General features: G+C 64.6%; 14 protein-coding genes. 4 read left to right on the top strand and 10 right to left on the bottom strand.

Going from position 1 to position 13,683, the window contains the following annotated elements:
* Window positions 1–31: 31 nt before the first annotated feature.
* Window positions 32–838, top strand: coding sequence for a hypothetical protein (locus tag RHO23_RS13485; RefSeq protein ID WP_082822449.1), 807 nt, complete (start codon window positions 32–34; stop codon window positions 836–838).
* 7 nt (window positions 839–845) lie between these two features.
* Here the strand turns inward: RHO23_RS13485 and RHO23_RS13480 are convergent, their stop codons facing one another.
* Window positions 846–1,292 carry a Clp protease N-terminal domain-containing protein gene (locus tag RHO23_RS13480; protein WP_030096975.1) on the bottom strand — a complete coding sequence of 149 codons (447 nt, stop codon included), beginning with the start codon at window positions 1,290–1,292 and terminating at the stop codon, window positions 846–848.
* Between the two features lie 52 nt (window positions 1,293–1,344).
* Between RHO23_RS13480 and RHO23_RS13475 the strand changes: the two genes are divergently transcribed.
* Window positions 1,345–1,641, top strand: coding sequence for a hypothetical protein (locus RHO23_RS13475; protein WP_075908196.1), 297 nt, complete (start codon window positions 1,345–1,347; stop codon window positions 1,639–1,641).
* A 191-nt stretch (window positions 1,642–1,832) separates the two neighbouring features.
* Window positions 1,833–3,905 (top strand): AMP-binding protein, encoded by a 2,073-nt coding sequence (locus tag RHO23_RS13470; protein WP_423487940.1) that lies wholly within the window; start codon window positions 1,833–1,835, stop codon window positions 3,903–3,905.
* Here the strand turns inward: RHO23_RS13470 and RHO23_RS13465 are convergent, their stop codons facing one another.
* The 5 genes from RHO23_RS13465 to hisN form a co-directional block, all read right to left on the bottom strand.
* Window positions 3,906–4,328 carry a TIGR03668 family PPOX class F420-dependent oxidoreductase gene (locus RHO23_RS13465; protein ID WP_070920754.1) on the bottom strand — a complete coding sequence of 141 codons (423 nt, stop codon included), beginning with the start codon at window positions 4,326–4,328 and terminating at the stop codon, window positions 3,906–3,908.
* Between the two features lie 2 nt (window positions 4,329–4,330).
* Window positions 4,331–4,831, bottom strand: coding sequence for a hypothetical protein (locus tag RHO23_RS13460; protein WP_030096979.1), 501 nt, complete (start codon window positions 4,829–4,831; stop codon window positions 4,331–4,333).
* A gap of 157 nt (window positions 4,832–4,988) precedes the next feature.
* Window positions 4,989–6,200 carry an acyl-CoA dehydrogenase family protein gene (locus tag RHO23_RS13455; RefSeq protein ID WP_030096980.1) on the bottom strand — a complete coding sequence of 404 codons (1,212 nt, stop codon included), beginning with the start codon at window positions 6,198–6,200 and terminating at the stop codon, window positions 4,989–4,991.
* A gap of 32 nt (window positions 6,201–6,232) precedes the next feature.
* Complete coding sequence (locus tag RHO23_RS13450) at window positions 6,233–7,636, bottom strand: acyl-CoA dehydrogenase family protein (protein WP_057964393.1); 1,404 nt, start codon at window positions 7,634–7,636, stop codon at window positions 6,233–6,235.
* A 193-nt stretch (window positions 7,637–7,829) separates the two neighbouring features.
* Window positions 7,830–8,621, bottom strand: a complete 792-nt coding sequence (gene hisN, locus RHO23_RS13445; protein WP_423487939.1) for a histidinol-phosphatase — start codon at window positions 8,619–8,621, stop codon at window positions 7,830–7,832.
* 23 nt (window positions 8,622–8,644) lie between these two features.
* Here hisN and RHO23_RS13440 point away from each other — a divergent pair, with 23 nt between their 5' ends.
* Complete coding sequence (locus tag RHO23_RS13440; RefSeq protein WP_217339251.1) at window positions 8,645–9,163, top strand: DUF3592 domain-containing protein; 519 nt, start codon at window positions 8,645–8,647, stop codon at window positions 9,161–9,163.
* Here the strand turns inward: RHO23_RS13440 and RHO23_RS13435 are convergent, their stop codons facing one another.
* From RHO23_RS13435 to RHO23_RS13420, 4 genes are all read right to left on the bottom strand, one after another.
* Window positions 9,164–9,640: an SRPBCC family protein gene (locus RHO23_RS13435; protein WP_217339252.1), complete on the bottom strand. Its 477-nt coding sequence runs from the start codon at window positions 9,638–9,640 to the stop codon at window positions 9,164–9,166. It abuts the gene before it with no gap.
* A gap of 28 nt (window positions 9,641–9,668) precedes the next feature.
* Window positions 9,669–11,018 carry an FAD-dependent oxidoreductase gene (locus tag RHO23_RS13430; protein ID WP_423487938.1) on the bottom strand — a complete coding sequence of 450 codons (1,350 nt, stop codon included), beginning with the start codon at window positions 11,016–11,018 and terminating at the stop codon, window positions 9,669–9,671.
* A gap of 147 nt (window positions 11,019–11,165) precedes the next feature.
* On the bottom strand, window positions 11,166–12,905 hold the full coding sequence (locus RHO23_RS13425) for an acyl-CoA dehydrogenase (RefSeq protein ID WP_030096986.1): 1,740 nt from the start codon (window positions 12,903–12,905) through the stop codon (window positions 11,166–11,168).
* Between the two features lie 78 nt (window positions 12,906–12,983).
* The gene (locus RHO23_RS13420; RefSeq protein WP_217339254.1) at window positions 12,984–13,649 is read right to left on the bottom strand and encodes a short-chain dehydrogenase; all 666 of its coding nucleotides are present in this window, start codon (window positions 13,647–13,649) and stop codon (window positions 12,984–12,986) included.
* Window positions 13,650–13,683 lie beyond the last annotated feature (34 nt).

Raw genomic sequence — 13,683 nt, 5'->3', positions numbered from 1 at the left:
CGTGGCGATTTGACGGTCTGAATTCAGAGGAATCGATCCCCGTCGCGCGCCTGGACCCCGGCCGCGAGATGATGGGCATATGGGTCTCATCGCGTTACCAAATGCCGTGCTCTCCGATGCCGATATCGCCGACGCATTGAGCCGCGCGGTCCGGGTGATCAACCCCGTCCTGACCGTGCTGGCGCAGTCCGATCCCTTTGGACTCAAGGAGCGCACCTACGAGCTGGGCGAAGGCGACGGAGTCGCAGACAAGGCGCTTGATGCCCTGGCCTGCGCTCTGAACACGGCCACTACCCCGGGCACCCGCGCCTGGGAGCAGCTGGACACGCGCGGAAAGGTGCACTGGTGGGTGCAGCGCGTGGGCGCCGTCAACACCGTATTTGTCGCGTTCCCAGGGATTTTCGGTGCACTCGCGGCACGGCTGCCCGTGCAGGACCTGCTGGGATTCTCCAACCAGGCCATTGTCCTGGTGGCCATCGCCCGCGAGCTTGGTATCGGTGATCACCAGGAGCAAGTCCGGCTGCTGGCGAAGGTGCTGTGCAATCGCACCCTCAGCGATGCGGCGCTGGCCGGCGCCGACGATCAGGACCCGGAGACGCCGCGGAGCTGGTCGCCGTTCGCCCTGGCTCGCACCCTGTGGCACCTCGCGGGCATCCTGCGGGCCATCGGCGATGAGCTGGAAAAGCGGCCGCAGCCCAAGCCGATTTTCCGTTATCTGGGAATGCTGCCGGCGGTGGGCAGTGTGGCCGGATATTTCGGCGAGTACGGGGCTCTGCGGCGGGCCGCGAGCGCGGGGGAGAAGAGCATCGCCGCGCAGTCACGACCTGCGTACGCCTAACCGCGTCCTAGTCGCCGAGGTTCTCGTCCAGATGGGCCCGGACGTTATCCCAGAGGTCCAGAACGTCCACGTTGAGCTTCTCCCAGATTTGGATGATGAGGGGGTCGGCCGCGTCCACGAGCCCCAAAAGTAGGTGCCCCGTGCAGATTTCCGTGTGCCGCCTGCTTGTGGACGCGGTCATCGCCAGCTCGAGTGTCTGCTGGGCGCCCGGAGTAAACGCCATCTTCTCGGTTGGCGGCTCCTGGCCCAACGGCACGATCTGCTGAATGACCCGTGACCCGTTCTCAAAACGGACTCCGGCGGTAGCGAGCAGCCGAGCACCCAGGCCGGTGCCTTCGCCGAGCAGACCCAGCAGGAGGTGTTCTGCTCCGAGATAGTTGTGCTGGCGTTCGCGTGCTTCCTCCTGTGCGATCACGATGACCTGTCGCGAGCGCTCGTTGAACAGATGGAACATGACCCTCCCTATCTCCGGCTCAAGGTACATCTTGCCGGAGCAGGGTTCGGTGATGAGTTACTGTCACGGCATGAGCGCTGTGAAGGTCTTGGCTGGAACCGGTTTCGTGGCAGTCGCGCTGCTCGCGGGATGCTCGGGTGTCATCAATCAGGGTGGGGATACCCCATGCAAGGACTTCATCGCTGCCGAGGAGCAGAAGCAGAACGACGCGGTGAGCAAGATGCTCAAGGATCAGCGTGGGCGTGATGCCTCGAATCTGGAGATCTCCGCGACACGTACCTCGGTCACGATGTACTGCAAGACGCTGGGGAACGACAGCAGCAAGATCCGCGAGGCTCCCCACATCTAGGTAGGGCCTTTCACACAGTGTTTGCCTGGCCGCGGATATGTCCGGCTGGGGTTGCGGGCAATCGCCCCGCGCTGCGCTGGGCAATCTGGTCACGGCAGTGATAGGAACCACATCCGTTCCTGGGCAGTGATCCGCGTCATCGGGTACGCTCGCGCGGTGCATGACCGAAAACCCCAGGTAGGACTACTATTATGGTCGCTGATGTAATTAGTTGCGACAAGTTGCTCAGTCACCCGCGCGGGCTGGTGTGGGAGCTGATCAGCTCACCCGACATGTACCCGATGTTCTTTACCGGGGTCGGTTCCTGCGAGACCTTGATCGAGAACACCGAGACGGGACCCGATCCCGAATACCTGGTGCTGTCGGCCAAGACCACGGCCCGCGTTCGGCTGATTCTCAGCAACACCAAGGAAAGCCTCGCCATCGAGGGCGTCGATAACGACGGGCTGATCTCCGTCCGGTTGTTCGAGGAACGTTCGGCGCAGACCCGGGTACGCATCACGGTGTTGCGGGCGGCCTCCGTCTTACCTCCCGGTATCAAGAAGCCGAGCGTGGCGGTAAACCAGTGGTTGATGGATGGGCTGGACAAAATCGACGACTATCTGTCCGGCGCGTCGACTTCCACCGTGTCCAACATGGGTGATGGCGGAAATATTCAACTCAGCATCGCCCGGCTGATGGTGGGGGTCGGCGTGGTGCGTATCCCGCGCCCCGACCGCGGACTTCGCCAGTTGGGTTCACTGGCGCGGTGGGGATTCACTCTCCAGGGCGGATACGCGGCCGCGGCGGCCCGCGCCCCCAAGCAGCTCGCGATCGCCGATGACGCCGGACAACTGACCTTCGAGCAACTCGACCGGCGCGCCGAGGCAATGGCCACCGGTCTGATGCGCGACGGCATCAACGAAACGTCCAAGATTGGCCTGCTGGCTCGCAACAACATTGCCATGGTCGAGTGCCTCATTGCCTTCGGCATGCTCGGTGTGGACGTGATGCTTCTCAACAACGCATTGGCAGCAACCCAGATCCAGATTGCTGTGGCGCGGAACAATCTCACCAAGGTGTTTGTCGACGACGATCTGGACGAACTCGTCAGGTACGTACCCTGGGAGGTCGAGCTCGTCAGCACCGGTCGGCGCAGTGCCATCAATGGCCGCCGCGGGCTCGATGACTTCGTTGTCGCCGACAAGCCGGGAGTGTTGCCGCCCACCCGTCCCGGCCACCAGGTGGTGCAAACCTCCGGAACGTCGGGAACCCCCAAGGGGGCGTTGCGGCCGACGCCGCGTGGGTTCGCCGTCATTGCCGCGATGCTTTCGCGGATGCCGATGAAGATGAACGAGACCATGCTCATCTCGGCGCCCGTCTTCCATGCCTGGGGACTGGGCTGCCTGCAGATCAGCACCCCGCTGCGGGCGACGGTGATCCTGCAGGAGAAGTTCGATCCGGAAGAATGCCTGCGGGCCATCGCCACCCGCAAGGTGACCACGCTGATTGCTGTCCCCGTGATGTTGCAGCGCATCGTCGATCTGCCCGCCACGGTGCGCCAGAAGTACGACACCTCGAGCCTGCGACTGGTTGCCTGCAGCGGGTCGCCTCTGAATGCCTCACTGGTGCAACGGTTTACCGAGGCGTTCGGTGAAGTGCTCTACAACTTCTATGGGTCCACCGAAGTGTCCTGGGCCACCATTGCCGACCCCGCGGATCTTGCGATCGCTCCCACCACCGTGGGGCGGCCGCCGTTGGGCACCACCATCGCGATTCTCGATGCCGACCGGCGCCCGGTGCCGCGCGGCGTGACGGGACGAATCTTCGTCGGCAATGAGATGTTGTTCGACGGGTACGTCGCCGATCCGTCTCCGGCCTCGGTCAACGGTCTGCTGGACACCGGCGATCTGGGTCACCTGGATGCCGATGGTCGTCTGTACATCGATGGGCGCGACGACGAAATGATCATCTCCGGCGGTGAAAACGTGTTTCCCCGGCCGGTGGAAGACGCGTTGGCCTTCTTGCCGCAGGTTGCCGATGTTGCCGTCGTCGGGACCTCCGATGACAGCTTCGGGCAGCGGCTGTCGGCGTTCGTCGTGCTGCACAAAGACGCCGGTCTCGACGGAGACATGGTGCGCGCCTTCATCAAGAATCGGCTCAGCAAGTTCCATGTGCCCCGTGACGTGTACTTCGTCAGCGCACTGCCGCGTACGTCCACCGGCAAGGTCATCAAGCGGCTGTTGCTCGCGGACTGCGCGCGCGATGGGATCAGGCCGGAGTAGTCACGCCTGAACGGGGGAGGCGGTCCACCCGCTCCACCGGGAAACATCGGTCAGCACCATGGGGCCGGCAGGCGGAGTTTCTCGATACTGCCGATACTTGTTGGCCAGCAGGCTGATCCAGGCCAGATCGGGCTTGTCGAGTGTCCGGGCTATGCCATCGGCGCGCGCCCACCACAACGCTGACCAATCCTCGTCGTAGTGGTCCACCAGGAAGCTGACGGCGGGATTCGCGGCGATGTTGCGCAGTCGCTGTAAATCGTTGCGTGACTTCGGCTTGTGATCAACCGCCCAGCAGATGACATCATCGGCGACCACGAAGGTCACCGGAACCAAGTGCGGCACAGTCGATGCGTGCACCGTCGCCAGCCTTGCCACCGTCGCCGTCCGGAAACGGCTCCGTGCGTCGGCCGGGTCGAGTCGCACGCTTAGTGCGCGCCCCCGTTGCAGATGTTGGACAGCACGTGGAAGTTGTTGACGCCGTCGAACAGTAGGCCCCCCACCGCAGCGCCACGGTCGATGATCTCGGGGGAGGAGCGCACCTCGGGGGCGGCCACCAGCCACGTTCCGGAGAGGTCGTAGGCGCCGCTCAGGCCGTCGGCGTAGGCGGTGAGCTGCTGGCGGGGCCCGGGTTCGGTGATGCCGTCCAGGTTGGCGCGCACGCCGTCGTTGACCCGTCCCCACATGTCGCGAGCCTGCCCAATGGCATCGACCTGACGGTCCAGGCCGGAGTAGGCGGGGTTGTCACCGCGCAGGTACATCAGTGCCTCGGTGACGATCGGGCCGTTGTTGGCCGGGTCATCGACGGCCTTGGACATCTGGTTGATCGCGGCGCAGGTCGATTCGTCCGCGCTGGCCACCGGGAGGCCCGCGCCGAACGGAATGATGGAACAGCTCACCAGGGCAAGCAGACCTGACCGAACCCACATATGTCCTCCACAAGATGATGTATCGCGCCGATAAAAACGGGAGCTTAGCTGTCTTTGCCAGACTTCGCTCAGCTGGCTCACAGAACGCTCGTCGGGAACCACTGCGGCCCCTCCGGGGGGAATCCCGAAAGGGCCGCAATGGATCTTGATCAGTGCATCACTTGAGTTCTGCGGAGCTCAGCCCCAGCAGGCGGCGGGCCACCACCAGCTGCTGGATCTGCTGGGTGCCCTCGAAGATGTCCAGGATCTTTGAGTCGCGGCCCCACTTCTCCAACAGGGTGCGCTCGGAATAGCCAGTGGTGCCAGCCATTTCGACAGCCTTGAGGGTCACATCGCTACCGACCCGACCGGCCTTGGCCTTGGCCATCGACGCTTCCATCGAGTTGGGGATGTTGTTGTCGGCCTGCCATGCGCTACGCAGGGTCAGCAGGTACGACGACTCCCAGTCGGCTTCCATGCGCAGGAACTCGGCCGCGGCCGCGTGCTGAGCGTGAGCAGGCCGGTCGTAGGAGATCTCGATGCCGGCGTCTTCAAGAATCTTGCGCAGTTCCTCGAGCGAGGCCCGCGAGACTCCGACGGCCATGGCCGCGACGATCGGGCGAGTGTTGTCGAAGGTGCTCATCACACCGCCGAAACCCTTTTCGGTGTTGATCTCCGGATCGGACAGGATGTAGTCCTTGGGGATCCGTGCATTGTCGAAGCGGATGACCGCGGTGTCGGATGCCTTGATACCGAGCTTCTCCTCGAGACGCTCGATCGTCACGCCCGGGTGCTCACGCGGAACCAGGAAAGACTTGATGGCCGGACGGCCCTTGGTCTTGTCCAGGGTGGCCCACACCACGATGTGGGTGGCACGCGAACCGGCGGTGACGAAGATCTTCTCGCCGTTGATGACGTACTCGTCACCATCGAGCTTGGCGGTGGTGGTGACCGCGGCAGAGTCCGAACCGAAGCCGGGCTCGGTGATGGCCATGGCGGCCCACACCTTGCCGAACTTGTCGGCGTCTTCCTTGGTCGTCACGCTCGACACCGCGGCGTTGCCCAGCCCCTGGAAGGGGATGGTCAGCAGCAGACCGCAGTCGCCCCAGCTCATCTCGAGGGCATTCAGCAGCGCGGACATGTTGGCGCCGTTGACGTTCTGCTTCTCGGTGTTCTCCTCGGCGCGGAAGGCCTCGGCACCGGCGAAGGCGAACGTGCCCGCAGCGGTGACGCCGGCGAACAGCGTCTCCAGGGTGTCCAGCTCGACGGGGTAGGTGTGCTCGGCCAGGTCGTACTTGCGGGAGATCGGCCGTACCAGCTCGGCAGCGCCCTGGTGCCCCTTCTCCTGAACCGCCTGCAACTTCTTGGGGAGTTCCAAATTGATTGCCATGGAAAGACTTTCGTTTAGTAGAGGTTCGGGGCTTAGAGGACTACGACGCCTTCGGCGACACCGATGGCACGCAGGTTGCGGTACCAGCGCTCCACCGGGTGCTCCTTGGTGAAGCCGTGGCCGCCGAGCAGCTGCACGCCGTCGAGGCCGATCTGCATGCCCTTGTCGGTGGCCAGCTTGCGGGCCAGGGCGGCCTCGCGGATGAACGGCAGGCCCTGCTCGGCGCGCGAGGCACCGCGCAGCGTTACCAGACGAAGACCGTCGAGCTCGATGGCGATGTTGGCGCACATGAAGGCAACGGCCTGGCGGCGGGCGATGGGCTCGCCGAATGCCTCGCGCTGCTTGACGTAGGGGATCACGTAGTCGAGCACGGCCTGGCCGGTGCCGACCGCCAGGGATGCCCAGCCGAGACGGGCCAGTGCGACGGCCTCCGAGTAGTCGGACTCTCCGGCTCCGTCCTCGCCCAGCAGGCCGGCGGCGGGAACCGCGACATTGTTCAGGTTCAGCCGGCCCAGGGCCGCGCCGCGGATACCCATGCTCGGGTCTTCCTCGACCGTGATGCCCTCGGTGCCGGACTCGACGATGAACAGCGACGGGCGGCCGTTGTAGTTGGCGGCCACGATGAACAGCTCGGCCTGTGCGGCAGCGGGAACCAGCGACTTGACGCCGTTGAGGCGGAAACCGCTGGGGGTGCGGGTGGCCGTGGTCTTCAGGCTGAACGGATCGAACAGTGCCTGCGGCTCGGCGATGACGACAGAGGCCTGCGGCACGTTCTCGCCCGCGAACTCCTTGAGGTAGGTGGCCTGCTGGTCGGCGCTGCCCCAGTTGGTCAGTGCGGAAGCCACACCTGACGGCGCCAGGATCGGCAGTGCCAGGCCCAGGTCACCGTATGAGAGAGCTTCGGCGACAAGGGAGTTGGTGACGGTCGAGCGCTGCGAGGCGATGCCGTCGAAATCCTCGGGGATGTTGATGGCGGTGACGCCCAGCTCGGCGACCTTGCTCAGCAGATCGGCGGGGTAGGTCTTGTTCTTGTCCGACTCGTAGGCGGCCGGGCGGATGACCTCGACGGCGAATTCCTTCACCGTGTCGGCGATCATCTTCTGCTCGTCCTCGGGAGTGAGGTCGAAGTAGTCGGCGTTCGCCTTGTCGAGGCGCTTGGGGGCGCCCTTGCTGCCGGTCACCTTCTTGAAGGTGCGGTTGGCAACGCCGAGGGTGGTGAACAAGCCCTTCGTGGTCTCGAAGATGCCCTTGTTGAAGGCTCCGCGCAGGTTGTACTTGTCCAGCAGCTCCGAACCCGCGATCGGGGTCAGCACCGCGATGAGGATGTCGATCGCGCCGCGCTTGTGCTTCTGGAGGCCGACGCCGGTCTCGTGTTTCGCCAGGCTCTTGCTCTTGGCGGCCTTCTTCTCGTCGCGCGGGGTCAACGTGTTGGTCATGTCACCAGCCGTTTCTGGGGTCAAAGTGGGGTTCTGCCGGAGTAACTGATCGTTACCTTACTCCGAAGTAAGAACCGTATCTTACTAAGCGGTAAGGTCCGCACAAAACGAGGTGCATGTCACACCGATGGACCCCGCGGCACGCGGGCTCTGCCGCTCTCAAGCGGCGCTGGGAGTGCGAGAAGCTGGGCCCTTAGGACAGGGCGCGCAGTACTTCCTCGTGCAGCAATGCGTTGCTTGCGACGGCACTACCGCCATGTGGGCCAGGCTCGCCGGCCAGATTCGTGAAGGTGCCGCCGGCCTCGCGGACCAGGATGTCTAGCGCGGCCAGGTCCCACAACGAGACCTCGGGTTCGGCCGCGATGTCGACCGCTCCCTCGGCCACCAGGCAGTACGAGAAGAAGTCGCCGTATCCCCGGACCCGCCACACCGCGTCGGTGAAGTCGATGAATCGATCGCGCGTACCGCGGTCGGCCCAGCCCGACAGGCTGGAGAACGACAGACTGGCAGACGCCAGCTGGTCGACCCCGGAAACATGGATCAGCTCGTCCTCGCCGGAGCCGACCCGGCGGTGCGCACCGAGCCCGGAGGCCGCCCACCACCGGCGGGACAGCGCCGGGGCACTGATCACTCCGACGACGGGGACGCCGTCTTCAAGCAACGCGATGAGTGTGGCCCAGATGGGGACGCCACGTGCGAAGTTCTTGGTGCCGTCGATGGGATCGATGACCCACTGCCGACCGCTGAAGGCGGCCTCTCCGCCGTATTCCTCGCCCAGCACCGAGTCCGCTGGACGTGATCGATGCAGCTGAGAGCGCAGGACGGACTCCACCGAGGTGTCTGCGTCGGTTACCGGCGTCAGGTCGGGCTTGGTGTCCACCCGAAGATCGAGCGCACCGAACCGCGACGTGGTGATTTCATCGGCAGCATCGGCCAATTCGAGTGCCAGCCGACGATCTTCGCGCAAGGAGACGGTGGGCGTCATGCCTGCAGTCCTACCATGGACGTGTGTGGGAATTCGTGGTGCTACTGCTCATCGGCGGCTCGCTGGCTTTCGTCATCATGCAGATGCGACGCGGCAGGCAGGCGCAATCCGGTACGAACGCGGCGCAAGGGACCCTGTTGGTGACGGGTGTGAGCCCTCGTCCCGAGGGAGTGACGGGTGAGCAGCTGGTTACGATCACCGGTGCGCTCAATGGTCCGACGGTCGCCGAATACATCACCTATCGGCAGATCGTGCGTGACGTCAACGATTGGCCGCGCATCGGCGATCTGATTCCGGTGCTGTACTCACCGAAGAATCCCGAGCGTTGGGATGTGTTGTTAGCGCCGCCGCCGGGGGCCACCACTGCGCAGCAATACCCGAGCGGGCCGCCATCGATCGAAAACATCGATCCGGTACCCCCTCCACCGCCGCCTGCAACGCCGCCGCCACCTCCGGCAGCCTTTGGGGGTCCGTCGTCAACGGAGGATCCGGCCAAGAAGCATGAACTGCCGCCGCGCTACTACGAGCCTCCGCCGCTGTAGCTACGCGGTCTGCTGCAAGAAGTTCGCCAACGCGGCGAGGCGATTCTCGGTCTCACGCTTGAACATTCGCTCCGCGATGGGCTCGATGATCGCCGGTCTGCAGGTGAAGGTCATGGTGTATGTCGCCAGCGACATGTCCTCGCGGTGCTCGGCGGCGAGGTCGGTGTCGTCACTGTCGATCGGTTCATGACGGAGCGAGGCGGCCCACTTGCTGAAGAAGGGCGGCGTGGATTCGAGCTTGATGGCCGCCAGATGCGGTGGTTTGAACGTGACGTATCGGGTGCGAAATGAGTAGCCGCCCAGGATCCAGCGCGCGGTACAGACAGCCACCTTGCCGACATCGGCCTTGCCGCCCTCCACCGACGCGCGGCGTAGCAGGGTGTCCCATTCCAGTCGCCGGCCGTAATCGTGGAGCAGGTCGAACGTCCGCTCGCAGCTTGCGGGCATGACCTGTGACATCACGATGTGGACGGTCACGGATGAGCCTCTTGGGCGAGGACCAATGTCATGGCTCGCCGTGTCGTCCGGTTGCGGCGAGCAGATCGGGCACCGTCTCGAGCTTCACCCGGGGGCGGCCCTGTGGCTCGCCGGTTGCGCGCTCATGCGAATCGATGGTCAGCCAATCAGACTGGGACACGATGTGTGGTTCGTGACCCAAAAGCCATTCCTCTAGGGCTGCGGTATCGGGTGCGGCGCCCAGGTCGGCGGTCGTCAGATCCGCGAGCAGCGTGTCGACCGTCTCCTGTGAGTCGCTCTTGTTGGTTCCGATGACGCCGACCGGGCCACGTTTGATCCAGCCGACCACATACTCGTTCTGGCGGCCCTCGATGCGTCCCGCGTTGTTGAGGATGACCCCACGCCGGGAATCGAAGGGCAATCCCGGCACCGGAACTCCGCGATACCCGATGGCACGCACCACCAGGTGGGTGGGCAGCGTCTCGCGTTCGCCGGTGTCGCGGGCCGCGACGTACCCGTCTTCATCTACTAATTCGTTGTGGCCCACAGTAATTGATTCGACCTCGGTATCGCCGTGCAGCTCGATGGGGGAGGTGCGAAACCGGAACACCACTCTGCGATGGCCTTCGGTGTGCGGTCGTTCCGAGAACTTGCGCAAGGTGTCGATGTTGGTGCGGGTGGGCTTGGGTGCGGCCGCCAACTGCTCGTCGGTGATGTCGGCCAGGTCGTCAGGGTCCACCACGACGTCTACACCGGGCAGATCGCCCATCTCGCGCAGCTCCAGCGGCGTGAAGGTGGCCTGCAGCGGTCCGCGCCGTCCGATGATCACCACCTCACGGATCGCGTTGTGGTCCAACGAATCCAGGGCGCGATCGGCGATGTCCGTGGTGTGCAGCGTCTCCGGATCCATGCCCAGAATGCGTGCGACGTCCAGCGCCACGTTGCCATTGCCGACGACCACCGCGCGTGCGCCCGACAGGTCGACCGACACCTTTTGGTACGTGGGGTTGGCGTTGTACCAACCCACCACGTCGACGGCCGCGATGCAGCCCGGCAGTTGATCGCCCGGGATGCCCAGGGGCTTGTCGGACTGGGCTCCCACCGCGTAGATCACCGCGTCATAGCGCGACGCCAGCTCCTCGGCGGTGATCTGTTCTCCCACTTCGATATTGCCGAAGAACCGAAAGCGCGGGTGCGTTGCCGTCTTCTCGAATACCGCACTGACCGACTTGATCTTGGGGTGATCCGGTGCAACCCCAGACCGGACCAAACCCCAAGGGGTGGGCAGCATTTCGAGCATGTCAACATGCACGTCGAAATCGGGGTGTTTGAGTAGCGATCCGGCGGCAAAGAAGCCCGAGGGCCCCGCACCGACGATGGCGACGTGAACGGCGCGCACCCTCGTCCATCCTTATCTGCCCGCCAGGGGGCAGCGGCTGTCGTCGGCTATGGGCTGGCCGACAGGGGGCTGGCCGCGGTCCTGTGCGGACGGGTTACCCCACCGATGCTAGCGACGGTTACGAGGGTGCGCGGGTAGACCTGCGGACTAGGCCCGCATTTCGTACACGCCGGACAGCGCCTCGACCCGATTCCAAATCGCGTCGAAGCGTTCGGAATTGAATACCGGTTCTGAAATCACGTCCTTGGCCCACTGCCGTTGGGACGCGGTGGCCTCGCGCTTGCCGATCAGATCGACCGCGTACTGCGAGAAATCCCGGTTGAGGATCTCGAAGATCTGGTCGATGAGCTGTTCGTCGGCACCTCGCAGCTTGGCCTGCTCCAGGATCAGACCGCCGTAGACCACCAGGGTGAACAGCTCGCCGATGCTGAGCTGCAGATCCAGTCCGGCGCTCTTGATGGCGTCCTTCTCCGCGGCCACCAAGGTGGCCAGCGCCTCGGCGCGCTCGGTGAAGGCCGCGACATTCGGGATGCCGGCGTTCTCCGCGAACGGCTTGCGCCAATCGTGGAACTGGACCTTGCCCAGGCCGCTGGCCGGGCCCTGGTTGAACAGGAATTCGTCGTCGCGGGCTTCCAGCTGCACTCCGGGAACCGCGAGATCCTGGGAATGGTGCAGGTAGGCAGGCATGAACTTGAGGATGAGCGCCAGGTTGACGGCCACCGTGCCCTCGAGCTTGGGCAGGCCGGCCACGTCGATACGTGCCGCGGTGGTGTAGGTCTCGGCCTCGAATGCCTTGGCCGACATGACATCCCCCAGCAACGCCAGCACCTTCTCGGCCTCGGTGGTGGCCTTCATCTTGGTGACCGGGTTGAACAGCAGGTAGCGCCGGTCCTCGGGGCTGGCGGTGCGGAAGTAATCCACGGCGCGCTCGCTGAACAGCTTCATGCCCATCAACCGGGCGTAGGCGTCGACGAACTCGCGGCGCACGTGGTCGAACTTGGTGACCGGGCTGCCGTACAGAATGCGGTTGTGTGCGTGGGTGACCGACTCGTACAGGGCGTGAGTCGACAGGCCGATGCCGCCGAAGCACAGGTTGAACTTGCCGATGTTGACGGTGTTGAGCGCGGCGCTGAAGGCGTCGGCGCCGACGTGCAGGATGTCGTCTTCGCTGACCGGGTACTCGTCGAGTTCGAACTCTGCGACGTACATCTGCGACGGCACGACGTTCTTGATCACCGTGTAGTTGGGGTGCTCGCTGTCGGCGAGGAAGAAGACGTACTGGTCCAGTCCGTCGCGGCCTTCGACCCGGCCGAACACCGACACGATGCGGGCGCAGTTGCCATTGCCGATGTAGTACTTGCGGCCCGATGCCTTGTATCCGCCACCTTCGACCGGAGTGAGCACCAGGTCGGTGGAGTAGATATCGGCGCCGTGGGCCTGCTCGGACAGGCCGAATGCCGCGACGGCTCCACCGTCGAGCAGGTCGGCAGCGCGCTTGCGCGGGTCGGTGTTGGTGCTCTGCCACACGGGCCCGAGCCCGAGCACGGTCACCTGCCACGGGTACCAGTAGTTCAGGCCGTAGAAGCCGAGGATCTCCGACAGCTTGGCCACCCGGGCGGTGTCCCAGCGCTTGTCGGCGTTCCCGGCGCCGTCGGCGGCCGGGGTGAGGAAGGTTGCGAACAGCTTCTCGCTCGCCGCGAAGTCCAGGAAGTCCTGGTAGAAGACCTTGTCGACATAGTCCTTGAGCAGGCGCGTCTTGCCGCGATTCTCGAACCAGTCGACGGTGGCCTTCAGGAGTCGGCGTGTTTCACCGTCGAATTCGGCGAAGTCGTCCTGGGTGGGGTGAAGCAGCTCGGTCTTGGGGGCGATGTTCGTATCCTGACTCACGGTCAGGAACTTACCAGTGCGTCAGTTTGGATAGGGAGGGACGGGGATTTGAACAGCACGTGCACAACCGTCGGTGGGTCAGTTGGCGTCGCGTGCCGTGCGCCGGTCGGTCTGGTCACGTTGGTGGGTGCAGTGCCGGTGGCGCCGCCGTCCCAGGCGGGCCAATGCCATCAGCGCCAGGTCGTCCGCATCCATCGCGGGCCGGTGCGGCACGTAATCATCAAGTAGGGCTACCTCGACGCCCTGCTTGTCCAGGCCATCGCGAATGCCCGCCGTGAACATCGAATCGGCGCTGCGGGGTTGAATGTGGTGCGAAATCCTTTGTGTTGCCAGCGATCTGACCATGATGACGCCGCCCTGGCCGCGATCAGCGATGCGGTGCCCAAATCGATGGGTGAGATAGAGCGTGCGCATGCGGTTCAGTACGGGTTCGCCGAAGCGGCTGCTGCCGCTGTCTTCGTCGGTGATGCACACCAGCAGGCCGACGTCGATGTCGTCGGTCGCCGCGGCGAGCTCGCCGGTGAAGACATCGGGCGATGTGGTTCGCACGCTCACGCCCGAGGTCACGGCCAGTGTGTAGGCGTCGGCTCTGCCACCGTGCGCTGCCAGCACTACGTTGATGCCGTTCGCGGCGATGTGGCGCGCGAATGCGGTCGCCGTTTCGGTCTCTCCGGCCGCGATAACGGCCCACGGGCCGTACCGTGATCTTGGTAGCGCGGCCAGCTGCCGCCCGAAGGAGTACATGTCGTTCGAGTCCCCCGGGTAGCTAAGTAGTTGA

This window comes from Mycobacteroides sp. PCS013 (assembly GCF_049532645.1).
Lineage (GTDB): Bacteria > Actinomycetota > Actinomycetes > Mycobacteriales > Mycobacteriaceae > Mycobacterium > Mycobacterium gwanakae.
The sequence above is the reverse complement of the archived record's forward strand: the minus strand, read 5'-3'. Positions and strand labels throughout refer to the sequence as shown.